At 68.0% G+C, this 25,986-nt stretch carries 23 protein-coding genes; 12 read left to right on the top strand and 11 right to left on the bottom strand.

The window, feature by feature from the left end; translation table 11 throughout:
• Nucleotides 1-32: 32 nt before the first annotated feature.
• On the bottom strand, nucleotides 33-1,616 hold the full coding sequence (locus tag LEL84_RS10420; protein ID WP_226513985.1) for a FadD3 family acyl-CoA ligase: 1,584 nt from the start codon (nucleotides 1,614-1,616) through the stop codon (nucleotides 33-35).
• A 42-nt stretch (nucleotides 1,617-1,658) separates the two neighbouring features.
• Between LEL84_RS10420 and LEL84_RS10415 the strand changes: the two genes are divergently transcribed.
• From LEL84_RS10415 to LEL84_RS10385, 7 genes are all read left to right on the top strand, one after another.
• Nucleotides 1,659-2,954, top strand: coding sequence for an acyl-CoA dehydrogenase family protein (locus LEL84_RS10415; RefSeq protein WP_226513984.1), 1,296 nt, complete (start codon nucleotides 1,659-1,661; stop codon nucleotides 2,952-2,954).
• Nucleotide 2,955: 1 nt separating this feature from the next.
• Nucleotides 2,956-3,795 carry an SDR family oxidoreductase gene (locus LEL84_RS10410; protein ID WP_226513983.1) on the top strand — a complete coding sequence of 280 codons (840 nt, stop codon included), beginning with the start codon at nucleotides 2,956-2,958 and terminating at the stop codon, nucleotides 3,793-3,795.
• A 37-nt stretch (nucleotides 3,796-3,832) separates the two neighbouring features.
• A complete protein-coding gene (locus tag LEL84_RS10405) occupies nucleotides 3,833-4,990 on the top strand; it encodes an acetyl-CoA C-acetyltransferase (RefSeq protein WP_226513982.1) in 1,158 nt (385 codons plus the stop codon).
• A 187-nt stretch (nucleotides 4,991-5,177) separates the two neighbouring features.
• Complete coding sequence (locus tag LEL84_RS10400; RefSeq protein ID WP_226513981.1) at nucleotides 5,178-6,707, top strand: aldehyde dehydrogenase family protein; 1,530 nt, start codon at nucleotides 5,178-5,180, stop codon at nucleotides 6,705-6,707.
• A gap of 87 nt (nucleotides 6,708-6,794) precedes the next feature.
• Entirely contained in the window at nucleotides 6,795-7,442 is a 648-nt protein-coding gene (locus tag LEL84_RS10395; protein WP_226513980.1) for a TetR/AcrR family transcriptional regulator, read from the top strand.
• Between the two features lie 61 nt (nucleotides 7,443-7,503).
• Nucleotides 7,504-9,408, top strand: coding sequence for an ABC transporter ATP-binding protein (locus LEL84_RS10390; RefSeq protein ID WP_226513979.1), 1,905 nt, complete (start codon nucleotides 7,504-7,506; stop codon nucleotides 9,406-9,408).
• On the top strand, nucleotides 9,405-11,141 hold the full coding sequence (locus tag LEL84_RS10385; protein ID WP_226513978.1) for an ABC transporter ATP-binding protein: 1,737 nt from the start codon (nucleotides 9,405-9,407) through the stop codon (nucleotides 11,139-11,141). The genes LEL84_RS10390 and LEL84_RS10385 overlap by 4 nt, the downstream gene beginning before the upstream one ends.
• Before the next feature lie 171 nt (nucleotides 11,142-11,312).
• On the opposite strand, the gene LEL84_RS10380 is transcribed toward LEL84_RS10385, so the two are convergent.
• The 5 genes from LEL84_RS10380 to echA20 all read right to left on the bottom strand — a co-directional run bounded on the left by LEL84_RS10380 (nucleotide 11,313) and on the right by echA20 (nucleotide 16,053).
• Nucleotides 11,313-12,164, bottom strand: a complete 852-nt coding sequence (locus LEL84_RS10380) for an ABC transporter ATP-binding protein (RefSeq protein WP_205333805.1) — start codon at nucleotides 12,162-12,164, stop codon at nucleotides 11,313-11,315.
• 311 nt (nucleotides 12,165-12,475) lie between these two features.
• Complete coding sequence (locus LEL84_RS10375; RefSeq protein ID WP_226513977.1) at nucleotides 12,476-13,588, bottom strand: NAD(P)H-dependent flavin oxidoreductase; 1,113 nt, start codon at nucleotides 13,586-13,588, stop codon at nucleotides 12,476-12,478.
• On the bottom strand, nucleotides 13,585-14,376 hold the full coding sequence (locus tag LEL84_RS10370) for a CoA-transferase subunit beta (protein WP_078113609.1): 792 nt from the start codon (nucleotides 14,374-14,376) through the stop codon (nucleotides 13,585-13,587). Before LEL84_RS10370 ends, LEL84_RS10375 begins: the two co-directional genes overlap by 4 nt.
• Nucleotides 14,373-15,266: a CoA transferase subunit A gene (locus LEL84_RS10365; RefSeq protein ID WP_137810459.1), complete on the bottom strand. Its 894-nt coding sequence runs from the start codon at nucleotides 15,264-15,266 to the stop codon at nucleotides 14,373-14,375. The genes LEL84_RS10370 and LEL84_RS10365 overlap by 4 nt, the downstream gene beginning before the upstream one ends.
• 1 nt (nucleotide 15,267) lies before the next feature.
• Nucleotides 15,268-16,053, bottom strand: a complete 786-nt coding sequence (gene echA20, locus LEL84_RS10360; RefSeq protein ID WP_137810458.1) for a (7aS)-7a-methyl-1,5-dioxo-2,3,5,6,7,7a-hexahydro-1H-indene-carboxyl-CoA hydrolase — start codon at nucleotides 16,051-16,053, stop codon at nucleotides 15,268-15,270.
• Nucleotides 16,054-16,144: 91 nt separating this feature from the next.
• Between echA20 and LEL84_RS10355 the strand changes: the two genes are divergently transcribed.
• From LEL84_RS10355 to LEL84_RS10345, 3 genes are read left to right on the top strand one after another with little or no spacing between them, the layout of a single operon-like run.
• A complete protein-coding gene (locus tag LEL84_RS10355; protein WP_137810457.1) occupies nucleotides 16,145-16,933 on the top strand; it encodes an SDR family oxidoreductase in 789 nt (262 codons plus the stop codon).
• 51 nt (nucleotides 16,934-16,984) lie between these two features.
• Nucleotides 16,985-17,881, top strand: coding sequence for an SDR family oxidoreductase (locus tag LEL84_RS10350; protein ID WP_065629769.1), 897 nt, complete (start codon nucleotides 16,985-16,987; stop codon nucleotides 17,879-17,881).
• A complete protein-coding gene (locus LEL84_RS10345) occupies nucleotides 17,878-18,258 on the top strand; it encodes a hypothetical protein (protein WP_065629768.1) in 381 nt (126 codons plus the stop codon). Before LEL84_RS10350 ends, LEL84_RS10345 begins: the two co-directional genes overlap by 4 nt.
• Before the next feature lie 74 nt (nucleotides 18,259-18,332).
• On the opposite strand, the gene LEL84_RS10340 is transcribed toward LEL84_RS10345, so the two are convergent.
• Nucleotides 18,333-18,989, bottom strand: coding sequence for a GNAT family N-acetyltransferase (locus LEL84_RS10340; RefSeq protein ID WP_065629767.1), 657 nt, complete (start codon nucleotides 18,987-18,989; stop codon nucleotides 18,333-18,335).
• Nucleotides 18,990-19,158: 169 nt separating this feature from the next.
• Here LEL84_RS10340 and fadD8 point away from each other — a divergent pair, with 169 nt between their 5' ends.
• Nucleotides 19,159-20,805 carry a fatty-acid--CoA ligase FadD8 gene (gene fadD8, locus LEL84_RS10335; RefSeq protein WP_065629766.1) on the top strand — a complete coding sequence of 549 codons (1,647 nt, stop codon included), beginning with the start codon at nucleotides 19,159-19,161 and terminating at the stop codon, nucleotides 20,803-20,805.
• 447 nt (nucleotides 20,806-21,252) lie between these two features.
• On the opposite strand, the gene LEL84_RS10330 is transcribed toward fadD8, so the two are convergent.
• Together LEL84_RS10330 and LEL84_RS10325 are read right to left on the bottom strand one after the other, a co-directional pair.
• Nucleotides 21,253-22,371, bottom strand: a complete 1,119-nt coding sequence (locus tag LEL84_RS10330; protein ID WP_137810454.1) for a DUF5685 family protein — start codon at nucleotides 22,369-22,371, stop codon at nucleotides 21,253-21,255.
• Nucleotides 22,372-22,448: 77 nt separating this feature from the next.
• A complete protein-coding gene (locus LEL84_RS10325; RefSeq protein WP_065629764.1) occupies nucleotides 22,449-23,405 on the bottom strand; it encodes a helix-turn-helix transcriptional regulator in 957 nt (318 codons plus the stop codon).
• 94 nt (nucleotides 23,406-23,499) lie between these two features.
• Here LEL84_RS10325 and LEL84_RS10320 point away from each other — a divergent pair, with 94 nt between their 5' ends.
• The gene (locus tag LEL84_RS10320; RefSeq protein ID WP_226513976.1) at nucleotides 23,500-24,123 is read left to right on the top strand and encodes a TIGR03086 family metal-binding protein; all 624 of its coding nucleotides are present in this window, start codon (nucleotides 23,500-23,502) and stop codon (nucleotides 24,121-24,123) included.
• 158 nt (nucleotides 24,124-24,281) lie between these two features.
• Here the strand turns inward: LEL84_RS10320 and LEL84_RS10315 are convergent, their stop codons facing one another.
• Nucleotides 24,282-24,773, bottom strand: coding sequence for a nitroreductase family deazaflavin-dependent oxidoreductase (locus LEL84_RS10315; RefSeq protein WP_137810450.1), 492 nt, complete (start codon nucleotides 24,771-24,773; stop codon nucleotides 24,282-24,284).
• Nucleotides 24,773-25,936, bottom strand: coding sequence for a steroid 3-ketoacyl-CoA thiolase (locus LEL84_RS10310; protein ID WP_226513975.1), 1,164 nt, complete (start codon nucleotides 25,934-25,936; stop codon nucleotides 24,773-24,775). The genes LEL84_RS10315 and LEL84_RS10310 overlap by 1 nt, the downstream gene beginning before the upstream one ends.
• Between the last annotated feature and the right edge of the window lie 50 nt (nucleotides 25,937-25,986).

The raw sequence follows: 25,986 nt of genomic DNA, 5'->3' as shown, positions 1-25,986 counted from the left end.
ATAGCGCGCATTGGCGCTACGAAATCCCGGGGTCAGGTGAGGTTGCGCTTGAGGATCTTGCCCGACGCGTTGCGGGGGAACTCGTCGACGAAGACCACCGACCGGGGGATCTTGAAGTTGGCGAGGTGCTCCTTGGCGAACGCGATGACCTGCGCCTCGTCGAGGTCGGCGTCCGCCCGGACCGTCAGGTAGGCGCGGCCCACCTCGCCGAGCCGGTCGTCGGGCACGCCGACGACCGCGGACTCGGTGACACCGTCGAGCCGCGCGAGGGTCTGCTCGATCTCCGCGGGGTAGACGTTGAACCCGCCGCAGATGTACATGTCCTTCAGCCGGTCGGTGATCTTGAGGTTGCCGCGCTCGTCGAGGGTCCCGATGTCGCCGGTGTGCAGCCACCCGTCGGCGTCGATCGTCGCGGCGGTGGCCTCCGGGTCGTCGAGGTAGCCGACCATCACCATGTCTCCGCGCGCCAGCACCTCACCGTCGTCGGAGAGCGTGATCTCCATACCCGGGAACGCACGTCCGCAGGTGTTGGCGACCGTCGGATCGTCGTCGTCGGGGGTGCAGGTGGAGACGAAGCCGCTCGCCTCGGTCAGGCCGTAGGCGGTGATGACGGTGTCGACGCCCAGGTCGTGCTGGAGGCGTTCGACGAGGACGACGGGCACGATCGCCGCGCCGGTGATGACGATGCGCAGGCTCGAGAGATCGTGGTCGGCGCGCTTTGGGTCGTCGAGGATGGTCTGGAAGATGGTGGGCGCGCCCGGGAAGACCGTCGCGCGCTCGTCGGACACGAGCTTCATCGCCTGGTCCGGTGAATAGACGGCGAGTGGCAGCATGGTCACGCCGAACAGCACGCTCGGCAGGATGCCCGCCTTGTACCCGAAGGTGTGGAAGTACGGGTTGACCATCAGGTAGCGGTCGTCCGGGCCCAGGCCGGCGTTCGCGCCCCAGCCGTACGAGCCGGTCAGGGTCTGCCGGTGGGTCGCCAGCACACCCTTCGACTGTCCGGTCGTGCCGGAGGTGAAGAGGATGTCGGAGAGATCGTCGGGGGAGACGGCATCGGCGCGGCGGTCGGCTTCGACGAGGGCGTCGGGGGTTGCCCGAGTGAGGAACTCATCCCAGTCGACGGCACCGTCGAGCGGGGCGGCGTCGTCCGTGAGCGACACCCGGATCACGACGTCGGGCATCGTGGCGTGGTGATCGCGCAACAACTCGGCCGCATGATCGGCACCGAGGAACTCGCCGGACACGACGACGGCCCTGGCCCCGGACCGTTCGATGATCTCGATCGCCTCGCCCGCGGTGTAGCGGGTGTTGAGCGGAACGAGTGTGGCACCCGCGTAGTGGACGCCGAGCGCCGCAATCGGCCAGTGGAAGCTGTTCGGCGACCAAATGGCGACCCGGTCGCCGGCCTTGATACCCGAGGACACCAACGCTGCCGCGAAATCCCGGACGGACTCGTGGAGACGGGTCCAGGTCGACTCGATGCGCGGATGCGTCGAAGACTGCCACTGACCGTCGACGAGAGCGATACGGTCGGGCCAGGTCTGCGCCGCCCGGCGCAGTGCGGCCGGGGTCGTGGGCGTGGGGAGGACCTCGTGCAGTGGGGTCTGCGCCATGCGCCCAACCTAGCACTTGCTTGGTGAGTTATGCTAGCGCCCATGACCACGACGAATCTCGCCGATCGTGCCGTCGACCTGGGTGAATGGGCGAAATCGACACCGAACGCCACCACCGAGTTCGCGGCCGCGGTGCGTGCGTGGCTCGACGAGAACCTCGCCGGCGACTTCGCCGATCTGAAGGGTCGTGGGGGGCCGGGCAGCGAACACGAGTTCTTCGCCGAGCGCCTCGAATGGGATCGTCACCTCGCGCGCGCCGGGTGGACCTGCATCGGTTGGCCGGTCGAGTACGGCGGTCGTGGTGCGACGCTCGAACAGCGCATCATCTTCCATCGCGAGTACGCACGCGCCAACGCACCTGCGCGCGTGAATCATCTGGGTGAGGAACTGTTGGGCCCCACGCTCATCGCCTACGGGACCGACGAGCAGAAGCGGCGTTTCCTGCCCGGCATCGTCGATGTCACCGAATTGTGGTCGCAGGGCTACTCCGAGCCGGGCGCCGGATCGGACCTCGCGGGCGTGTCCACGTCGGCGCGGCTCGAAGACGGCAAGTGGATCATCAACGGCCAGAAGATCTGGACCTCGCTCGCCCACGTGGCGCAATGGGTGTTCGTGATCGCGCGTACCGAGAAGGGATCGTCGCGCCATGCCGGACTGAGTTTCCTGCTGGTGCCGCTCGACCAACCGGGCGTCACCGTCCGTCCGATCCAACAGCTCACCGGCACTTCGGAATTCAACGAGGTGTTCTTCGACGACGCGGAAACCGATGCCGATCTCATCGTCGGTGACCCGGGCGACGGCTGGAAGGTCGCGATGGGGCTGCTGCAGTTCGAGCGCGGGGTGTCGACGCTGGGTCAGCAGGTCGGATTCGCGCGCGAGCTGGGCAATCTCACCGATCTCGCGCGAGCCAACGGGGCGCTGGACGACCCGGAGATCGCGTCGCGGCTGGCCCGGGCGGATATCGGGTTGATGGTCATGCGCGCCCACGCCCAGCGGACACTCGACGGCGACGTGACCTCGCAAGCGGGCGCCGGGAGCGGAGCGAGCGGGCCCAATCCGGCGGGCGCGGCGTCGGTCTCGAAACTGTTGTGGGCGAACTGGCATCGCGATCTCGGCGAACTCGCCATGGACGTCGTCGGCGCACCGGCGCTGATCGGTCCCGCCGCGACGGCGGAGGGCCGGGCCAACGACATCACCGACCCCGAGCACGTCGAACTGGACGAATGGCAACGGCTGTACCTCTTCACGCGTGCCGACACGATCTACGGCGGCTCGAACGAGGTGCAGCGCAACATCATCGCCGAGCGGGTGCTCGGCCTACCCCGAGAGGCACGCTGAGATGACCGGAATCGACGTCAACGGGGCGCATGCCGGCGGCCGGGCGGTCTCTCCGCTGGCCACACCGCCGGACGAGATCGCCGGCCACGGCCTGCTGCTGGGCAAGAAGGTCGTGGTGACCGCCGCCGCCGGGACGGGCATCGGCTTCGCGTCGGCACGACGCGCACTGCTCGAGGGTGCGGACGTGCTCATCAGCGACTGGCACGAGCGGCGTCTCGGTGAGGCCGCCGAGGAGCTCGCGGCCGAATTCCCCGACCGCACGGTCACCCAGCGCACCTGCAATGTCCAGGTCACCGCCGAGGTGGACGCGCTGATCGCCGACGCCGCAACCCAACTCGGACGCATCGATGTCCTGGTGAACAACGCCGGGCTCGGCGGCGAGACCCCGGTCGCCGAAATGACCGACGAGGAATGGGACCGCGTCCTCGACATCACCCTCACCGGCACCTTCCGTGCCACCCGTGCCGCCCTGCGGTACTTCGGCTCGGTCGAGCACAACGGGGTGATCGTGAACAACGCCTCCGTCCTCGGCTGGCGTGCCCAGCGCGGACAGGCGCACTACGCCGCGGCCAAGGCGGGCGTCATGGCGCTGACCCGGTGCTCCGCACTCGAAGCCGCCGACGTCGGGGTGCGCATCAACGCGATCGCGCCGTCCATCGCCAAACACCCGTTCCTGGCGAAGGTCACCAGCGACGACCTCCTCGACGAACTCGCCTCCCGCGAAGCCTACGGGCGTGCCGCCGAGGTCTGGGAGGTCGCCGCGACCGTCGCGATGCTCGCCAGCGACTACACCACCTACCTCACCGGCGAGGTCGTCTCGATCTCCAGCCAACGCGCTTGACGGACAACGACTTCCACCGAACCAAGGAGCACCGACCATGACCACACCCCAGGCCTACATCGTCGACGCCGTCCGCACCCCGGTCGGCAAGCGCAACGGCTCACTGGCCAAGACCCACCCCGCCGACCTCGGCGCCCACATCATCTCCGCCCTCGTCGAGCGCACCGGCATCGACCCCGCGGCCGTCGACGACGTGGTGTTCGGCTGCCTCGACACCATCGGTGGCCAGGCGGGCAACGTCGCCCGGACCGCATGGCTCGCAGCCGGTCTCCCGCTCGAGGTGCCCGGCACCACCGTCGACCGGCAGTGCGGGTCCAGCCAGCAGGCCATCCACTTCGCAGCGCAGGGCATCATGAGCGGAACCCAGGACATCGTCGTCGCCGGCGGCCTGCAGAACATGAGCGCCATCCCGATCTCGCAGGCGATGATCTCCGGCAAGGAGTTCGGATTCACCACGCCCACCGCCGAATCCGCCGGCTGGCAGGAACGTTTCGGCGACACGCAGATCTCGCAGTTCCTCGGCGCCGACATGATGGCGAAGAAGTGGGACATCAGTCGCGAGGACATGGAGCGCTGGGCGCTGCAGTCGCACGAGCGGGCCCGGGCCGCGATCGCCGACGGCAAGTTCGACAACGAGAACGTCGCCCTCGGTGACTGCGTCGTCGATGAATGCCCGCGCGAGACCTCGATGGAGAAGATGGCCGGCCTGCAGGTCCTCGCCGATGGTTCCCGGCTCACCGCGGCCGTCGCCTCGCAGATCGCCGACGGGTCGTCGGCGACCCTCGTCGTCTCCGAACGCGCGCTGAAGGAACACAATCTGACACCGCGAGCCCGCATCCACCACCTGTCCGTGCGCGGCGACGACCCCGTGATGATGCTCTCCGCGCCGATCCCGGCCACCAAGTACGCCCTCGACAAGACCGGCATGTCCATCGACGACATCGACGTCGTCGAGATCAACGAGGCGTTCGCGCCGGTCGTGCTCGCGTGGCTCAAGGAGACCGGCGCGGACCCGGCGAAGGTCAACCCCAACGGTGGCGCCATCGCACTCGGTCACCCCCTCGGCGCCACCGGGGCCAAGCTGTTCGCCACCCTCCTCAACGAACTCGAGCGCACCGGCGGGCGCTACGGACTCCAGACGATGTGCGAGGGCGGCGGGACCGCCAACGTCACGATCATCGAGCGGCTCGGCTGAGCGACCCCTCTGCTACTCGAGCCAGAGTTCACCCCTCGACGTTCCCCTCTCGAGGCCGTACCATTCTGACAACAGGCGTGCCCACATACGGGTGTGATCTGGCGCATACTATTGTGTGGCACAGGCGGACCATTTCGTTCCAACCGCCGCACGTCAGGTGCAGCACGACCTAGCTGAGGGGATCTCGATGACCAAGCCTGCTGAGCACACCAGCACCGGCGCCACCGGCGCGACGCGTGGCGTCTCGTCGGAAGCGCATAGTTTGACCGAACTGGTCGAGATCCAGCGCGCGGCGTTCTTGCGCGACGGGATCCCCGACGCGGACACCCGCATCGACCGCATCACGCGGCTCGCGGCCCTGCTCCTCGACAACGCCGACGAGATCGCCGCCGCGCTGGCCGAGGACTTCGGTGCCCGCCCGCGCGAACTCTCGCTCGCCGCCGATGTGGCCGGCTGCATGATCGACCTCGCCCACCAGCGTCGCGGGGTCAAGGAGTGGATGGCCGAGTCCAAGGTCGCGAAGGTCCAGGGCCTGCTCGGATACAAGCAGAGCATCCGCCACGACCCGCTGGGCGTCGTCGGCATCATGGGGCCGTGGAACTTCCCGCTGCAGCTGACGGTCGTGCCCGCGGGTTCGGCGTTCGCGGCCGGCAACCGGGTCATCATGCGACCGTCGTCGGTGACCGCGAAGACCACCGACGTGATCGCCAAGCACGCACCGAACTACTTCTCGATCGAGGAGTTGGCGATCGCCACCTCCAAGCACGGCTCCGGATCGGACTTCGCCAAGCTCAAGGTCGACCACATGTTCTTCACCGGCTCGCCCGGCGTGGGCGCCTCGGTGGCCCAGGAGGCCGCGAAGAACCTGATCCCGGTCACCCTCGAACTCGGTGGCAAGAACCCGGCCGTCGTCGACGTCGACGCCGACATCGACAAGGCCGCGACGATGCTCGCCGACGCCCGCATGGTCAACGGCGGCCAGGTGTGCCTGTGCCCGGACTACGTCTTCGTTCCCGAGGCCAAGCTCGGTGAGTTCACCGACAAGGTCGTCGCGCGGTGGACCGAGAACTTCCCGACGATCATCGACAACGAGCAGTTCACGTCGACGATCAACCAGAAGAACTACGAGCGGATCCTCGGGCTCATCGACGACGCCGAGCAGCTCGGCGCCACGAAGCGTCAGGTGATCCCCGGCGGCGAACCGCTGCCGGACGCCGAACGCCGCAAGATCCCGCCGACGCTGCTCACCGGTGTCAAGGCGGGTATGAAGATCGAGGAGGACGAGGTCTTCGGTCCGGTGCTGACCGTGTACCCCTACCGCGACCTGTCCGAGGTCATCAGCCAGATCGGCTCGCACCCGCATCCGCTGACCATGTACTGGTGCGGCGATCAGAACGAGCGGTTCCAGAAGCTGGCCGACAACACCCGCAGTGGTTCGATCAACGGCAACGACTTCGCCATCCACCTGTTCAGTGGCGAACTGCCGTTCGCCGGCGTCGGTAACAGCGGAATGGGCGGGTATCACGGCCACACCGGTTTCGAGACCTTCAGCCATGCTCGGGCCGTCGCGTTCTCGACGCTGCCGGTCAGCGTTGCCGAGATGATGTCGCCACCGTTCCTGCCCAAGGACACCAGGCTGACCAACAACCAGCTGAAGCTGTGGAAGTTCTTTAACAACCGCGCCATGAAGAAGGCGCGGAAGCGCCTCGGCGCATAACATCGGTGCTCTTGGCCGGGATCGTCGTCCGACGGTCCCGGCCAAGCGCTTGCTAGGGTGAGCGCAGACTCTTCCAGGAGGATGCGCTTGTCACCAAGAGGTCAGACCAGGATCGACGCGAACGGACGGACCGCTGCGAGCACCGCCGACGCGCCGACTCGTTCGTCGCGCCGGGACGAGTTGTTGGCGACCGCCGGGCGCATGTTCGCCGAGCAGGGACTGCGCTCGACGACGGTCCGGGACATCGCCGACGCGGCCGGAATCCTCTCTGGGAGTCTGTATCACCATTTCGACTCGAAGGAGTCGATGGTCGACGAGATCCTGCGGGGTTTTCTCGACGACCTGTTCGCTCGCTACCGGCAGATCGCGGCGTCGAGCAAGTCGGCGACCGAGACCCTGCGGGGGCTCGTCATCGCGTCGTTCGAGTCGATCGATGCCGAACGCAACGCGGTCGCGATCTACCAGGACGAGGCGAAGCGTCTCTCGGGCCAGGAACGTTTCGCCTATATCTCCGAACTGAACGTCGAGTTCCGGCAGTTGTGGCAGTCGGTGCTGCAGCGCGGCGTCGAAAACGGGGAATTCCGGGCCGATCTCGACTTCGAACTCGTCTACCGCTTCATGCGCGACACCGTGTGGGTCGCCGTGCGGTGGTATCGGCCCGGGGGCTCGATGACGGTCGACTCGATCGCCGATCAGTACCTGTCGGTGGTCCTCGACGGCATCCTGCCGCGCTGACCACGCGCGTCGAAGTTAGGGTAGCTTTCCTTTCCCAGCGTCTGGCCGTTATTGTGCGCGTATGACAATTGGCGGAACCGATGTGGCCGCGCCGGCACCAGTCTCCGACGTCGACGTCGAACCCGACGATCCGAAAGCCGCGCGCGCTCAGGCCAGATCCGAGTCCAAGGCGAAAGCCGCTGCCCTCGCCGACGTCCTGGCCCCGGTGAAGAAGCGCACGCTGCTCGCCCAGTTCGTCCAGGTCTTCGCCTCCGCCGCCACGGTGGTGCCGTTCATCGGGATCGTCGAACTCGGGCGCATCCTGCTCGAACCGGGACCGGTCGATTCCGGGCGCGTCTGGATGGTCGTGTGGCTGGTGGTCGGTGGGCTCGGCGCTCGCGCCGCCTTCAGCTTCCTCGCGCTCGCGATCACCCACTTCGCCGATCTCGATCTCCAGGCGCAACTTCGAATCCGCATCGCGGACAAGCTGGGTCGGCTGCCGCTGGGGTGGTTCAGCCGGACCAGCTCGGGTGCGGTCCGCAAGTCGGTGCAGAACGATGTCGCCGACCTGCACTATCTCGTCGCGCACGCGACCGTCGAGGCCACGGCCGCGATGCTGTCGCCGATCTTCGCGCTGATCTACTGCTTCTACCTGGACTGGCGCCTGGGGCTGCTCGCGATCGCGACGGTGCCGCTGTACGCGCTGACCTACTCCTACATGGCTCGTGACCTGACGACCGAGATGGAGAAGATGGACAAGGGCGTCGCGCGGATCAGTGCCACCATCGTCGAGTTCATCTCGGGCGTCGCCGTCGTGAAGACCTTCGGACAGACAGGCAAGGCGCACCGGCGGTTCGTCGATGCCGCCGACGAGTTCAACGACGACTTCGCCGGCTACATGGGGCCGATGCTCCGCGTACAGGCGGTCACCACCGTGCTGATCAGCGCGCCGCTGATCCTGCTGGTCAACCTCGGAGTCGGGTACTGGCTCGTCGACAACGGGTGGGTCCAACCGATCGAACTCGTCGGGTCGACGCTGATCGCGATGGTGCTCCCGACCGCGCTGCTCACGGTCTCGACCGCGGTGCACACCCGTCAGCAGGCCTCGGCCGCCGCCCTGCGTATCGCCTCGTTGCTCGCCGAACCAGAGCTGACGGTTCCGGAGAACCCCCAGGTGCCCGCCGGGCACGATGTGCGGATCGAGAACGTGCACTTCACTTACCCGCCGCGCCTCGGAGTCCCGTCCGGGGTGAAGGCGCTCGACGGGGTCAGTGTCGAACTGGCCGAGGGAACCGTGACCGCTCTCGTCGGGCCGTCGGGAAGCGGCAAGTCGACGCTTGCGACGCTGCTGCCTCGCTTCGGCGATCCCGACTCCGGTGCGGTGCGCATCGGTGGGGTCGATGTCCGCGACATCGCGCCCACCGAGCTCTATCGCCACGTCGGGTTCGTGCTCCAGGACGTGCAGCTGCTGACGATGTCGGTGCGCGACAACATCCGGCTCGGCCGTCCGGACGCAAGTGACGAGCAGGTCTACGACGCCGCCCGCGCCGCCCAGATCCACGACCGCATCCTCGAGCTGCCCGACGGCTACGACACCGTGGTCGGCGACGGGGCACACTTCTCCGGCGGTGAGGCGCAACGTGTCTCGATCGCGCGGGCCCTGCTCGCCGACACCCCGATCCTCGTCCTCGACGAGGCCACCGCCTTCGCCGACCCGGAGTCGGAGGCGCAGATCCAGCAGGCCATCGGCGCGTTGATGGTCGGGCGCACGGTGCTCGTCATCGCGCACCGTCTGGGCTCGATCACGCACGCGGACAACATCGTCGTCCTGGATCGGGGTCGGGTCGTCGAACAGGGTCGGCAGGACGAACTGGTCGCCCGCGGCGGGTTGTACGCGTCGATGTGGGCCTCCTACGAGGCCGGGACCACCAGGCAGGACGAGGAGATCGCGCGGGGCGCGGTCACGAGCAGCGAGGCGGCACGATGATCCGCGGTTTCTACACGATCCTGGGTTCCGAACGGGCCCGGATGGTCGTCTTCCTGACCTGGGTGGTCGTCTACGGCGTCGCGCAGGGGCTGGCGATGCTGACCCTGGTCCCGATCGTCGAACACCTGCTGACCGGTGACCTCTCCGCCGCCGCGATGTGGTTGTGGCCGTTGGCCGTTCTGGTCGTCATCTGTGCGGTCAGTGCCTACGTGCAGTCGCTCAAGGGCATGACGATGGCGCTCTACGCGATGCGCATGCTGCACCACCGTCTCGGCGATCACATGGTCACGCTGCCGCTCGGTTGGTTCACCCGCGACCGCGTCGGTGACGTCTCCCAGATCGCGGTCAAGGGAACGATGTTCGTGGGCAGCACCGGGGCGCACTACATCACGCCGGTCGTCGTCAACATGGTGAGCTCCGTCGTGGTCGTCATCGGCATCTGCTTCTTCGACTGGCGCATCGGCCTTCTGATGGTCGCCGGGACGCTGCTGCTGATGTACGTCGGCAAGCTGTCGAGTTCGTTCCTCGCGAAGTCCGAGGGCCGTAAGCGTGCCGAGGCCGTCAAGGTCAACAACCGGGTCCTGGAGTTCGCCCGCTGCCAGGCGGTGCTGCGGGCCTTCGGCGACTCGGACTCCGCGCACAAGCCGCTCGCCGACGCACTCGGACAGCAAGCACGCGTGGGCAAGTCGATGCTCTGGCGCTCGATCCTCGGCATCCTGCTGAACGGACTGTCGGTGCAGGTCGTCTTCAGTGCCGTGCTCGCGCTCGGCGCGGGGCTGGCCGTGGCGGGCCACATCGAGCCGGCCCTGCTGATCGCCGTCTTCGGCCTCGCGGCCCGCTTCTTCGGCCCGATCGGCGAACTCGCCGAACTCGGTTCGACGCTGCGCATGTCCACCGACGAGATCAACCGCATCACCGGGGTGCTCGACACCGACCGGATGCCCACCCCCGATCAACCCACGCCGATCACCGAACCGGGTGCTGTCGAACTCGACGGTGTCGCTTTCGGGTACGAGACCGGCGCGCTGGTCCTGCGCGATGTGTCCCTGCGAGCCCGCCCCGGCACGATGACTGCACTCGTCGGCCCGTCGGGGTCGGGTAAGTCGACGATCTTCCGTCTCATCGCACGGTTCTACGACGTCGACGGCGGCGTCGTGAAGGTCGGCGGCGTCGACGTTCGCGAGCAGGAGACGGGAGCGCTGATGGGGCAGTTGTCCCAGGTGTTCCAGGATGTCTATCTTTTCGACGACACCTTGTGGGAGAACATCAAACTCGGACGTCCCGATGCGACCGACGACGAGATCCGAGCTGCCGCCGAGACCGCGGGGGTCACCTCGATCGTCGACCGGCTGCCCGATGGCTGGCAGACCGTCGTCGGTGAGGGCGGTTCTGCCCTGTCCGGCGGTGAGCGGCAACGAGTCTCGATCGCACGCGCCCTGCTGAAGGACGCGCCGATCGTGCTGTTCGACGAGGCGACCAGCGCTCTCGATCCCGAGAACGAGTCCCACGTCGCGGAATCCATCCGCCGGCTCGCCGACCGCAGCACGGTGCTGGTCATCGCGCACAAGCTGTCCACCGTGATCGCCGCCGACCAGATCGTCGTGCTCGACGATCAGGGCGGCGTCGACGACATCGGCACCCACGACGAACTGCTCACCCGCGGTGGGCGATACACCGAGTTCTGGAACCAGCGGACCGCAGCTGCCGGCTGGACGCTGACGCCGTCGGCTTAGCTGCCGTCGCTCTTTCTGATCCGAAGGGCGACTTAACCACTGCTCTCTGAGCCGGAAGGACAACATAACCCCTGCTCCCTGAGGTGCGAGGAGCGATAGCCGCCGGGCCGAGCAAGCGACGAAGGAGCGCGTCGAGGTCGACGAGCCTCGAAGGGTTCTGGCGAGACGAGGTTACGAACCCTTCGTGACGCGCGCAAGCTCGCTTCTCAGGGAGCAGCGAATAAGGCCGTCGTCACGCTGTGCCCCCCGCGCCGACCACCGCCCTTCGTCGTGGGCGATCTCGATCGGGTAGTCGAAGCACTCGGTCACCAGGGCTGTGGTGAGAATGTCGTGAACCGGCCCGGCGGCGAGGATTCGGCCGCCGGTCACCAGCACGGCATGCGTGGTCGTCTCGGGAAGTTCCTCGAGGTGATGGGTGACGAGCACCGTCGCGAGATCGGGATGTGTCCGGTGCAGCCGGTCGACGGTCTGCAGAAGACGCTCGCGGGCAGCCACATCGAGGCCGGTCGACGGTTCGTCGAGCAGCAGGAGTCGAGGATCGGACAGCAACGCGCGGGCGATCAGGGTCCGGCCGCGTTCGCCCTGCGACAGGTTCGTCCACGGCGCCGACGCGAGCGCGCTCAAGCCGAGCATCTCGATCAGTTCGTCGGCGCGGGCCAGTGTCTCCGGTGCGGGATCCCGGTGGTCCATCAGCTCGGTCGTGCCCGTCGCACCGGTCAGCACCACCTCGCGGATCGACAGCGGCGACCGCAGCGGATGCCGCGGATTGACGTGGCCGATGGACTCACGCAGCTTCCGGGTCTCGACGCGCCCCAGTTGGTGTCCGAGGACATGGACGGTCCCGCGCGTCGGATGCTGTTCCGCGCCACACAGGCTCAGGATCGTCGACTTGCCGGCGCCGTTCGGGCCGATGAGCGCCCACCGCTCGCCGGCGCGGACGGTGAGGTCGATGTCCGCGAGGATCGCGCGGGACTGCCGCACGAAGTCGACCGAATTCAGGCGCAGGACTTCCGGGGTCGTCACGGTCCGAAGGTACCGGACCCTTCGTGACGGCCCGCCCTGCGCTGCCTGAGGTGTGAGGAGCGCAAGCGACGAGCCTCGAAGGCTCCGGGCCTCCTCAGGGGGCAGGGGGTGACGGCCCGCCCTGCGCTGCCTGAGGTGCGAGGAGCGCAAGCGACGAGCCTCGAAGGCTCCGGGCCTCCTCAGGGGGCGGGGGGTGACGGCCCGCCCTGCGCTGCCTGAGGTGCGAGGCCCCTTCGTGACGGCCCTCCGCAAGCTCCGGGCCTCCTCAGGGAGCGGGGTGGGGACGGCCCTCCGCACGCTCCGGGGCGCCCCTAGCCCAACGACCCGAGCGCCTTCAGCCGTTCGTGTGCCTGCGTCATGATCGACTGGATCAACTCGTCACAGCTGGGCAGGTCGTCGATCATGCCGACGACCTGGCCGGAGGCGAGCACGCCGGCGCGGGTGTCACCTTCGACGAGGCCGGCCTTGAGCAGCATGGGGGTGTTGCCCGCCATGATGACCTGCTGCCACGTGCGTTCGCCCGACTTCTTCATCGTGCGCCCGTCTTTGAGCATCGTCGTCCAGCGCATGCCGGTCATCTGCTTGAACTCGTTGGCGTTGCGGGCCGCGGCGACGAGGGCCCGGGCCGGGCTCCCGCTCTCGAGCGCCTCTACCAGCGGGGTACGCAACACGCGGTGCGGCATGCCGTCGACCTTGACCGAGACAACGGTGTCGCCGAGGCCGCGGGCGAGGTACTCCTGCTTCACGGAGTCGGGCACGGCACTGTCCGACGTCAGCAGGAATCGCGTTCCCATGGCGACGCCCTGCGCCCCGTAAGCGAGTGCGGCGGCGAGCCCACGGCCGTCGAAGAACCCGCCCGCGGCGACCACCGGCATGTCGATCCCCTTGGCGGACAGCGCATCCAGCACCGACGGCAGCAGCAGGGTGGTGGCGACCGGTCCGGTGTGGCCACCGCCCTCGCCGCCCTGGACGATCACCGCGTCGGCACCCCACGAGGCGACCTTGACGGCATGTTTGGCCGCACCGATCGACGGGATCACGACGATGCCGTTGTCCTTGAGCTTCGCGATCAGTTCGGGTTTCGGGGCCAGCGCGAAGGAGGCGACCTTGACGCCCTCTCGGATCAACAGGTCGATGCGTTCGGGGGCATCGGTCGCGTCGGCGCGCATGTTCACACCGAATGGCCTGTCCGTCAACGATTTCGTCTTGGTGATGGCCGCCTCGAGTTCCGCGAACGTCATCGTGGCCGATGCCAGGATGCCCAGCCCGCCGGCGTTCGAGGTGGCCGAGGTCAGCGACGGTCCGGACACCCATCCCATGCCGGTCTGGACGATCGGGTACTCGATGCCGACGAGCTCGGTGAACGACGTCGACAGTCCGGCGGCGCGCGCGGGACTCGGTTGTGCGCTGGTGGGACTGCTCATCGGACTTCCTTGTTGCGGACGCCCTTCGGGTCGAGGACGTCCCGGATCAGACCGAGCTCCTCTGCCGTCGGCCGGCGCGTTTCGGGTGCGTCGGCAAGGCCTTCGACCTCGAAGCCGGTGTTCTCGGCGACCTCGTCGGCGCCGACCCCGGGATGCAGGGACAGGGCCCGCATGGTGTGGCCTGGTCCGCCGAAGTCGAAGACGCCGAGGTTGGTGACCACGCGATGGATGTTCAGGTCGTCGAAGGCCGGGTTCTCCGGATCGACCTTGTCGAAACCGACGCCCGACACGATGTCGACGGACTCGCCGAAGACGCGCGCGGTGTGGCGGGCCACCCAGTAGCTGGTGGGGTGGTTGATGGTGTTGCCGGGCGCGCCACGCACACCGAACATCTGGCGAGTGGGGTGCTGCAACGGACCGAACGCCGACAGGTTCTGGTTGCCGTGCCGGTCGATCTGGTTGGCGCCCATGACAACATGGCGCCGACCCGATGCCACGACGTCGAACACCTTGCGGAACGGCATCCACCCCTCGATCGGCCCGGTCTTCCCGATCGGCGGGGTGTCGGCGAGGATCAGCGCCTCGCCGTCGGTGATCAGCAGGTCGGGTTCGGTGGTGAGACGCGCGAGCCGGGCGCCGAGCAGGGGAGTGGGCGCCATGGGCGAGGCCATGATCTCGCCGGCGCCGGCGAAGATGTCGGCGCAGGAGATCACGCAGTACTCGGCGCGGGTGGGTTCATCCGTACCGGACGATTCACCGGGCGTGGTCGCGGTTTCGGCGGTGCTCACTGTCCGGTCTCCTTCTGCTCGTCCTGCCAGGCGGTCACTTCTCGCTGGTAGGTCTGTTCGTCGACCTGGAGGAATCGGCGCGAGAACGCGTCCCAGGTCTCGGGCTCCTTCGCCGACGCCACATAGAACTGCTGGAACTTCTCGTCGCGCCCGTAGTCACCGGCGAACGTGAAGTGCGCACCGTTGGGCGCGTGGACGACCCGGTCCACGGCCATGCGGTTGAGCAGAAGGCGCTGGTGCGGAACGGTTTTGACGAGCACCTCGGTGGAGACGATCTGATCGGCCTCGAGATAGCGTCGTTCGGCAGCCGCGCAGTAGAGGTCGTCGAAGTACGGGTCGACCCCGGTGTAGGCGGCATTGCCGTGGGCATCGGCCAGATCCAGGTGCACGAATGCGGCGTCGAGCTTCAGTGCCGGCATGGCCACCAGCGTCTGCGTCCGGCCGTCGGCGTCGGGATAGGGCGAGGTGACGGTCTTCAGCTCACCCTCCCAGAAGTTGAGGACGTCCGAGCCGAGGCCGGCACGAATGGGCAGGAACGGCACGCGTGCGGCGGCCGCTTCGAGGCCGCATTTCACCATGCCCTCGTCCATCTCGCGTACCTCGATCTCGCCGTTGGTGCGCGCCTTGGCGAACCACGGATCGTAGAACGGGGCCGAGTCGAGGGAGACGAAGCCGTAGTACGCGCGGCGCACCTTCCCTGCCGCGCAGAGCAATCCGAGGTCGGGGCCACCGTAGGTCACCACGGTGAGGTCCTTGACGTCGGAGCGGGCGAGCGCACGGACCAACGCCATCGGCTTGCGGCGCGAACCCCATCCGCCGATGCCGATGGTCATGCCGTCGCGTAGCTCGGCGATGACGTCGTCGAAAGTGCTTGTCTTGTCGGTGGGCATGTCAGGCACGTCCTCCATCCGAGGCGGAATTCGCGGCAAGTGGCTTGCCGGTCGACACGAACGCGTCGCGGTGCTCATCGGCGACGCCGGCCAGGTTCAACTCGAAGGTGTACCCCTGCTCGAGGCGGTAACTCGCCTTGACATCGACGGGGTCGATGTTGTTGATCGCCTCCTTCGCCGCGCGGATCACGCGAGTGTCTTTGGCGGCGATGGCCTCTGCGACCTCGAGTGCCGCGTCGAGCAGGTCCTCGCGGGGCACGACCCGGTAGACCGAACCGAAGTGCTCGAGTTGCTGGGCGGTGACGTTCTTGGCGGTGAAGTAGAGGGTGCGCATCATGTGCTGTGGCACGAGCCGCGCGAGATGGGTTGCGGCGCCGAGTGCTCCGCGGTCCACCTCGGGTAGTCCGAAGACGGCGTCGTCGGAGGCCACGATGACGTCGGCGTTCCCGACGAGGCCGATGCCGCCGCCCACGCAGAACCCGTTGACGGCGACGACGACGGGCACGGCGCAGTCGTAGACGGCGCTGAAGGCGGCGGCGCATCCGCGGTTGGCGCCGATCAGGGCGTCGAAGCCGTCGGTCGCCTGCATCTCCTTGATGTCGACGCCCGCGTTGAAGCCCCGACCCTCTGCGCGGAGCACCACCACGTGGGTGGAGGGGTCCCGGCCGGCGGCGGTGATGGCGTCGCCGAGTTCGAACCATGCGGCCGATGGCAGCGCGTTGACCGGCGGATAGTCGACGGTGACGGTCACGATCCCGGTATCGGAACGTGTCGTGGTGATCGGCACGCGGGCTCCTCTCATGGGGCGGTCCGGACAGTCCGAGGGGACTGCGGAAGCGCACCAAGCAAGTGCTTGGTTGTTTGGTAGGGTAGCACCCATGCAGACGCAGTCACAGGTCGAGCTGGGCCTGGTCGGGAAGGTCATCCTGGTCACGGGCGGGGCGCGCGGGGTGGGTGCCGGGATCACCCGCGTCCTGGGTTCGCTCGGCGCCCGTCCGGTGATCTGTGGTCGCAACGCCGACAATCTCGCCGACGACCTCCGCGATCTCGACTTCGTGTCCTGCGATGTCCGCGACGCGGATGCGGTCGTGGCGATGATGGACGACATCATCGGGCGGGCCGGACGCATCGACGGTGTCGTGAACAATGCCGGCGGCTCCCCGTTCGCGTTGGCCGCCGACGCGTCGGCCCGGTTCGCGAGCAAGATCGTCGACCTCAATCTGCTGGCCCCGCTGGCCGTGGCCCGCGCGGCCAACGCGGTGATGCAGACGCAGTCCGATGGTGGTGCCATCGTGAACATCTCGAGCGTGAGCGGCCACCGGCCGTCACCCGGCACCTCGGCCTACGGTGCGGCGAAGGCCGGACTCGACAACCTGATGAGCTCGCTCGCCGTCGAGTGGGCGCCGCGGGTTCGGGTGAACTCGGTCGTGGCCGGCCCGGTCGTCACCGAACAGTCCCACCTGCACTACGGGGACGACGCCGGTGTGGCAGCCGTCGGCGAGACCATCCCGATGGGGCGGATGGCCACGCCCGCCGATGTCGGCAACGCGGTCGCCTTTCTCTTGTCACCGCTTGCCGGTTACATCACCGGGTCGACGCTGACCGTCCACGGCGGTGGCGAGAAGCCGGCATTCCTCGACGCCGCCACGGCCGGTAACGCAGTCTGAGACCCGGTGTGCGGTTCGGGGCCGCAGACACTTCGGAAAGGAAGAACATCAGTGACCAGCAAGTTGAATGAGGGTCGTGTCGTCATCGTGACCGGTGCCGGCCAGGGCATCGGACGCGCCCACGCCCTCGCGTTCGCCGCCGACGGCGCGAAGGTCGTCGTCAACGACTACGCCGAGGACCCCGCGAGTGAGGTCGTCGACGAAATCGTCGCCGCCGGCGGGCAGGCAGTCGCGTCGGTGGGCGACGTCGCGGACTGGGATTCGGGTGCGGCCATGGTCGAGACCGCACTCTCCGCGTTCGGACGCCTCGACGTACTGGTCAACAACGCGGGTTTCGTGCGCGACCGGATGCTGGTCTCGCTGTCGGAGGACGAGTGGGATGCGGTCGTCCGCGTACATCTCAAAGGGCACTTCGTCGGTCTGCGGCACGCAGCCGCGCACTGGCGTGCCCAGGCGAAGGCCGGCGACGTTCCGCAGGCGCGCATCATCAACACGAGTTCCGGTGCGGGACTGTACGGTTCGGTGGGGCAGGGCAACTACGTCGCGGCGAAGGCCGGCATCGCGGCTCTGACGATCCAGGCGGCCGCGGAACTGGGGTCGTATGGTGTGACCGTGAACGCGATCGCTCCGGCCGCCCGTACCCAGATGACCATGGGTGCCGGTGAGGCGATGGCCGCTCAGATGGCGGCGCCCGCCGACGGTTCCTTCGACACGATGGATCCGGCGAACGTCTCGCCCCTCGTGGTCTGGCTGGGTTCGCCCGCGGCGGGCTCGGTGACCGGCCGGGTGTTCGAAGTCGAGGGCGGCAAGATCTCGATCACCGATGGATGGCAGCGAAGCATCGAGCGGGACAAGGGCTCTCGGTGGGAGGCCGGCGAGCTCGGCCCGGTGATCGAGGAGATCCTGGCCAAGGCGCCGGTGCCGATGCCCGTGTACGGCGCGCGATGACCTCGCCCCGAGATCCCTCGGCCGAGCGGATCGCCGCGGCGCGCGCTTATGTGGACGCCTTGGTGAGTCACGATCCGTCGTCGGTCGTCCTGCACCCGGACTGCACCCGCGTGGAGTTCGGTGTGCGGACCGGGCGCGACGGCGACCACATCGCCCGCAGCCTCGCGCGTGGCCCGCAATTCCGCCTCATCCACCGGATCTCGGACTTCACCGCCACGGTGGACGGGCACAGCGTCACCACGCGCTACATCGTCCACGTCCGACCCAAGACCCTTCGGCTGGGTGCCACCGTGTCCGAGACCTTCGTGGTCGACGAGGACAACCGGATCCGCGCGATCGTCGCCCACTTCGGCCTCCCGCGGCCCCAACGGACCTGACCGTCCGGCACGCCACCAACAGACGAACCCACCACCCCGAACGGCTGGTGGGTTCGTCGACTGTAGGTGGACCGTCAGGCGCTGGGCGCGCGGACGACCATCGGCACGCCGGGGAAGTACGCCGCCATCTCCGAACGGGACTTGCGTAGCGCTGCGGTGCCGTACCCCGACTTGCGGAACTGCGGGTGGATCCAGATGCGCAGGTCGATCTCGCCGTCCTTCAGTTCGCCGAACACGAAGCCGACCTTCGACTCGCCTTCGACGGCGACCAGCCAGACGGCTTCCTCGGCGTCGACCCGGGCGGTGGCGGCATCGATCTCGGCCGCGACATCGCCGGCGGGAGCGCCCGAACCGTCGCCGGCGGTGCCGATCTCGTTGGTGCGCGCCGAGAACAGTTCGGCGTCGGCGGACGGGTCGAACGGACGGAGATCAAGGGTGTCCCCACTGCTGGCCGGACGTTCGGCGAGCGTGAAGGTGAGGGCGCTGTTGAGGTTGTCGAGTTCGGCCTGGTTCTTGCGGCGGTCGTCCTTGGTGAGCTGGTCGAGCTTCATGTCGAGGATGGCCTCGGCGCCGAGCTTGGATTTGCCGAGCAGGTCGACGATCGCGGTGACGGCCTCGTCGTGATTCTCGGCGTCGACGATGGCATCGAGGACCTCGTGGCGGCGCTCGAGGGCGGTCAGCAGGGCGTCGGCGATGTCACGCCGGGTGGTGGCGAGGTCGAGATCAGTCATGACTCGATCCTAGGTCACCGGTGGTTCCCATGTGGGGGACATCCGGCGCGTGCGCAGGGGGTCGGACGACGTCTCGGAAATGCGAATCTAGAACAAGTTCTACCGTTGGGTCTGCCTGTTTTGGTGGAGATTCTTCCCTAGAGCTGTAACACGTCCTAGTCTGGTGGTCATGACGAACGAGGGTACGACGACAGCACCGGCCGACTTCGATCACCTGCGCGGGGGCACGCACATGGGCGACCTGATGGTCGCGGCGCTGCGGCGGCACGCCGACCGCACCGTGCTGTCTCTCGGCGACACCGAGATGACCGGCGGTGAGATGGCGGCGTCGATCAGCCGCTACATCCAGGCGTTCGAGGGGTTGGGTGCTGGTACGGGAACCGCGGTCGGCCTACTTGCGCTGAATCGGCCCGAGGTGCTGTTCGTGATCGGCGCCGGCCAGACGCAGGGATGGCGCCGCACCGCTCTGCATCCCCTGGGCTCACTCGACGACCACGCGTACGTGCTCTCGGACGCCGGCGTGTCGACTCTCATCATCGACCCGGTGCCCATGTTCGTCGAGCGGGCCGCGGCACTGCTCGAACGGGTTCCCGGTCTCAAGCAGGTGCTGACCCTCGGGCCGGTGCCGGAGCAACTCGCCGCCCACGCGCGGGACGTGATCGCCGAAGCCGACGGCTTCGAGCCGAAGCCCCTTGTCGCCGCGCATCTCTCACCCGACCACGTCGTCTCCATCACCTACACCGGCGGCACCACCGGCAAGCCGAAGGGCGTCATCGGGACAGCCCGCGCGATGTCGACGATGACGCAGATCCAGCTCGCGGAATGGGAATGGCCCGAACACCCGCGGTTCCTGCTCTGCACGCCCCTCTCGCACGCGGGTGCCGCTTTCTTCGTCCCGACCCTCATGAAGGGCGGATCGATGGTGGTGCTGTCCAAGTTCGACCCGGCCGAGGTGCTGCGCACGATCGAGGAGCAGAAGATCACCGCGACGATGCTGGTGCCGTCGATGCTGTACGCACTGATGGACCACCCGGACTCGAAGACGCGCGACCTGTCCTCGCTGGAGACTGTGTACTACGGTGCGTCGCCGATCAATCCGGTCCGGCTCGCCGAGGCGATCGAGCGCTTCGGGCCGATCTTCGCGCAGTACTACGGCCAGTCCGAGGCGCCGATGGTCATCAGTTACCTGGCGAAGGGTGACCATCCGGGTCCCGGTGAGGACCAGCGTCGGCTGAGCAGCTGCGGACGGCCGTCGGCCTTCCTGCGTACCGCCCTGCTCGGGCCCGACGACAAGCCCGTCCCGCAGGGCGAACCCGGCGAGATCTGCGTCGCGGGACCACTTCTCGCCGGCGGGTACCTGGGCCTCCCCGAACAGACCGCGGACACCTTCCGCGACGGCTGGCTGCGCACCGGCGACGTGGCCCGCGAGGACGAGGACGGATTCTGGTTCATCGTCGACCGCACCAAGGACATGATCGTCACCGGTGGCTTCAATGTGTTCCCGCGCGAGGTCGAGGACGTCGTCGCCGAACACCCGGCAGTGGGTCAGGTCGGCGTGATCGGTGTCCCGGACGACAAGTGGGGCGAGGCGGTCACCGCGATCGTGGTGCTGCGCAACGATGCCGACGCCGACGACGCGGCGAAGGACCGGATCACCGCCGAGATCCAGCAGTCCGTGAAAGACCGCAAGGGTGCGGTGCAGTCACCCAAGCGGGTGATCTTCGCCGATGCCCTGCCACTGACCGCGCTCGGCAAGCCGGACAAGAAGGCGCTGCGGTCCCAGTACTGGGCCGACTCCGACCGCGGGGTCGGCTAGATCCCCTCTGCTCCCTGATCCGAAAGTAACGACCTGCCCCCTGCTCCCTGAGGAGCGCCCGGAGCTTGCGGAGGGCGCGTCACGAAGGGTCTTCGCAACCGGCTCACCAGGACCCTTCGTGACGGCTCCGCAAGCTCCGGCCTCCTCAGGGAGCGGAGGTTCTTTCGTTGTCCACGACGGCCGCCTGGCCGCAGATACTGAGGTGTGAGGAGCGTTAGCCGCCGGGCCGAGCAAGCGACGAAGGAGCGCATCGAGGTCGACGAGCCACGAAGGGCCTGGTGAGACAGGTTGCGGCGCCCTTCGTGGCTCGCTTCGCTCGCACCTCAGGGAGCACAGGGGGAGCGCATTGCTCGCACCTCGGGGAGCACAGGGGGAGCGCATTGCTCGCACCTCAAGGAGCACAGGGGGAGCGCATTGCTCGCTCCTCAATTGACCCGCCCGGGCGGGTCACAGGTCGCAGCAGTCGCAACAATCGCAGCAGTCGCAGTCGTCGCAGACCGCGTCCTTGTACTTGTCGGTGAAGTGATTCCAGTGGTCGACGCAGCAGGCCTTGCCGAAGCACGAGACGCCGATGAACGGCAGAATCCGTTCGTGGAACGATCGATTCGGTTTGAAGGGTGGCGGGTACGGCCACTCGGTCGGATAGCCGAACGGCCGGTGCGGCGGCCACTGGGTGCGCGAGTCGGCGACCACCGAAGGGGCCTCCGCGTGCGGGTGCATGCGCTTGTGGATCGCGTGGCGCAGTCCGTCGAGCAACACCACTCGTAGGAGTCGGTCGTCGACGAGTTCGAGGTCGGCGTAGCGGGTCCGGATCGCGGAGGCGAGTCGCCGGCACTGCTCGAGCGCGGTCTCCGGCGACGTTCCGGTGGACCGGAGTGGGTTGTACCGTCCCTGCTCGGCGTCGGAGTCATAGTCGTCGACCGCGTCCAAGAGGTGCGCTATCCGGCCGAAATCGGCACCGATGTCGGAGAGCGCTGCCTCGTTGCGGGGTGCGTCGGCGAGTATCGCCGACGCGGAGAAGACCTGTGCCGCAGCCACTGCCGACGCCCGGGTGAGGTCGTCGAGGACGACGCTCGTCGACTCGATCTCGGCTTGACGAGAGAGCGTCGTCATCATCCCGTCGACATCGAGACGTCGGGCGACCTCGGTGTCGGCCGCGGCATTCCGGCGCAGGTGGCTCCCGGCATAGTCGGCGAGCTTCGCGCGTACCGGCCGACGGGGCGCCAGCGCGTGTCGCTGCTCGTTGCCGACGTCGGCCGCCTTCGCGGCGGCGAGGGTGAGGGAGGCGGTCGCGGCGAGGCGGACACCCGGTTCGTCGGCGGACACGACTGTCGCCGTGCGCATTCCGCGTAGGGGACACCGACCGGCCTCGGTGGAGGCGCACTCCGACGTCGACTGGGCTGCGGTGAGGATCGACACCATCACCGCATCGGTGTTGACCGTCAACCTGCTCGACTGGCCGTGGTTGTCGCGCAGCGACAGACAGACCCCGCACAGGTGGGAGCGCCACTGGTCCATCAGGTCGTCGTCGAGTGCGTGCCGACATGGAGTGAGAACCCCGAACATTCGAGAATCAGACCACAGGCAGGGGGGCCTCGCCAGAGGATTCATTCGTTCGGTGCAGGCGGCCCGATGTGCTCGCCTCAGTCGCCGCCGACAACGCGGGCGCGGGCCGTGAGCGTGGTTCGGAGCCATTCCGGCTCGCAGACCACGAAGTCGTGGTCGAACATCGACGCCCACAACGCGCGCGTGGCGTGGCGACGGTCGGCGAACCGGAGTCCGAGCCGACATCGTCCTTCTGGTGAGCGGTCGAGATATGTTGCGGCGGCGATTGACTCGATCTGCTCGGCATCGTCGGCCGAGCAGTCGATCACCACGTCGACGGGTTCGAAGGAGCGTCGGAACGCGTCACGATGCCGCTCCCAGATCTCGCCGAGGTCGACGTCATCGGACCGGCGCGCGGGTTCGTCGAGGACGTCCACGTCGCTCATCCGGGAGACGCGGTACATGCGTTCCGCCGAGCCGGCGCCGTCGTGCGACGTGCTGCGCGGTGAGGTGGCGACGAGGTACCAGGTCTCGCCCGCCACGATGAGTCCGATCGGGTCGAGGACGTGCTCGCGCGGGGTGGGCGCACCCCGGCTCCGGTAGCTCACACGGATCCGTCGGCCCTCGAACACGGCGAGTTGTACGGCCTGGAGGCCGTCGAGGATCTCCGGGGTTCTGACGAAACCCTCCGGACGGACCAGGATCCGCTGCGCGGCGCGCACGGCATGACTCCGGTGCGCCTCGGGCAGGGCGGCGGTCACCTTGCGCATGGCGCTGGTGAACGCGGGGGAGTCGACCCGTCCGGTACCGGCGAGCAACGACGTGGCCTCGTCGACGGTCAGTCCGGTGAGATCGGTGCGATACCCCGGTAACAACGCGAAGCCGCCGTGCCGGCCGCGCTCGGCGTAGACCGGCACGCCGGACAGCGACAGCGCGTCGATGTCGCGGAGCACGGTTCGTTCGGAGACCCCGAGCTCGGCGGCCAACTCGGCGGCGGTCACCCGCTCGTGCCTCTTCAGCACCATCAGCAGGGCGATGAGACGTTCGGCGCGCACGAATGCGATTCTCTCCCGAATACATGACAGGAGATGTCGTGTATTGCGGATTCACTGGTGGCAGACCGACCAACGACAAGGAGAGGACGTCATCATGACCGCAACCACACCAGAGGCCGTGCCCGCCCCGGCCGCACCCGCCGACCCCCGTCCCGCATTCCGAGTGGCAACTGCTTGGATGACGGCACTGCTGACCGGGATCACCGACGATCAACTGGAAGCGCCCACTCCCTGCGAGGACTTAGACGTCCGGACACTCTCGGCGCACGTCGTGGCGACCGCCGAGCGTGCCCGGGCACTCGCCGACGGACTCGACGTCCGAACGATGCGGACGATCGCCGAGCAGCACGACGCTGCCACCTACTCCGCGCTGGTCGAGGCCGCCCTGGAGGGATGGGCCGATGATGCGTCGCTGACCCGCATGGTCCAGGTGCCGTGGGGTGAGGTACCCGGCGCGGGAGCGCTCTGGGGCTATGTCAGCGAGACCCTCGTGCACGGCTGGGACCTCGCCGTTGCCACCGGGCAACCCGCGGAAGCAGATCCCGCGACGGCCGAGGCGACGCTCGCGGTCGCGCAGCAGTTCATCCCGGCCGAGATCCGCACCGACCCGAACGTGCCGTTCGGCGTCGTCGTCGAACCCCGCCCCGGCGCCGGACCCACTGAGCGACTGGCCAACTGGACCGGCCGGGACCCCGAGGGCTGGTCCCCGGCTTCGTGAGGCGGGTCACGACCCCCTGCTCCCTGAGGTGCGAGCGAAGCGAGCCACGAAGGGTCTTGTGAGATGCCCTGCCGCCCTTCGTGGCTCGTCGCTATCGCTCCTCACACCTCAGGGAGCGGAGGATGTTGCACCTCGGGAGAGCAGAAGGTGTTGAGCGGTCAGCGGGCCGGCTCGCAGATGACCACCGGGATCGTTCGTTCCGTCCAGGCGGCGTAGGTGTCGTAGTCCGCGTAGGTGTCGACGAGATCAGGCCAGAGCTCGGCGCGCTCGGCATCGGTGGCGGTGCGCGCCACGAGGTCGTGCTTCTCCTTGCCGATCTGGATGGTGACCTGCGGGTTGTCCCGGAGATTGAGGTACCAGGCGGGGTTCTTCGCCGAGCCGCCCTGGGAGGCGACGACGACGAAGGCGTCCCCGCGCCGCAGGTAGATCAGCGGCGCGGTGCGCGGCTGTCCCGACTTGCGGCCGATGGTGGTCAGCAAGCACACCGGCGCGGGCTTGCGGAGGCCCGCACCGACCCGCCAGGTGCCCCCGACGCGACCACCGGTGGCCTTGTACAGCGCGGTGTTCGCCTTCGACCCCAGTTTGATGATCTTGCTGACGATCGGCGAATCGAGTTGCGCGGGCTTGTTGTTCGGGTCGAGTGCGGGCATCAGATGCGCTCGATGATGGTGCCGGTGGCCATGGCGCCGCCGGCGCACATCGTGACCAGCGCGGTCTGACCGTCCCGACGCTCCAGTTCGTGCAGGGCGGTGGTGATCAGGCGAGACCCGGTGCTGCCCACGGGGTGTCCCAGGGCGATGGCACCGCCGTTCACGTTGACCTTGTCCAGGTCGGCGCCGTGGACCTGGGCCCAGCTGAGCACCACGGACGCGAACGCCTCGTTGATCTCGACGATGTCGATGTCGGACAACGACATACCCGACTTGGCCAGGACGCGCTCGGTCGCCTGGACCGGACCGTCGAGGTGGAAGTACGGCTCCGCGCCGACGAGCGCCTGCGCCTTGATGCGTGCGCGCGGTGTCAGGCCCAGTTCGCGTGCCCGGGACTCGTCCATGATGAGCACGGCGGCCGCGCCGTCGGAGATCTGTGACGACGTTCCAGCGGTGTGGATACCGCCCTCGAGAACGGGTTTGAGCGCGGACAGGGACTCGAGCGTGGTGTCGCGCAGGCCCTGGTCACGGCTGACGTCGAGGATGTTCCCGGTCAGTTCGCCCTCTTTGGTGCGCTCGGGCGCCTTGAGGCTCAGGACCTCGCGGTCGAACCGACCCTCGTCCCATGCCTTACGGGCGTTGCGTTGACTGCGCTCGCCGAGCGCGTCGATGTCGGCGCGCGTGATACCGCGGCGTTTGGCGATCCGTTCGGCGGCCTCGAACTGGTTCGGCATGTCGACGTCCCACGAATCGGCGTGATACGGACCGGCATTGGTGCCGACGTTCGCGCCGAGCGGAACGACCGACATCGTCTCCACTCCGCAGGCGACGCCGATGTCGATCGCGTCGGAGGCGATGAGCCCGGCGATCAGATGGTTGGCCTGCTGCGCCGAACCGCACTGCGCGTCGATTGTGGTTGCTCCGGTCGCCTCCGGCAGGCCCGCGGACAGCCAGGCCTTGCGCGTGATGTTGCCGGCCTGGGCACCTGCCTGGGTCACGCAGCCGCCGATCACCTGCTCGACGAGGGCGGGGTCGAGGCCCGCCTTCTCGAGGAGGCCGCGTTGGGTGATGCCGAGCAACTCCTCGGCGTGTAGGCCCGAGAGCCAACCGTTGCGCTTGCCGATCGGCGTGCGCGCCGCTTCCACGATGACGGGAACGCCCATCGCCACTCCTTCGTTCGTACCGTGGACCCAACTGTCCACGGGATAGGTCT

The organism is Gordonia sp. WA4-43 (genome assembly GCF_020520305.1).
GTDB lineage: Bacteria > Actinomycetota > Actinomycetes > Mycobacteriales > Mycobacteriaceae > Gordonia > Gordonia hongkongensis.
This window is presented reverse-complemented; position numbering and strand designations above follow the sequence as displayed.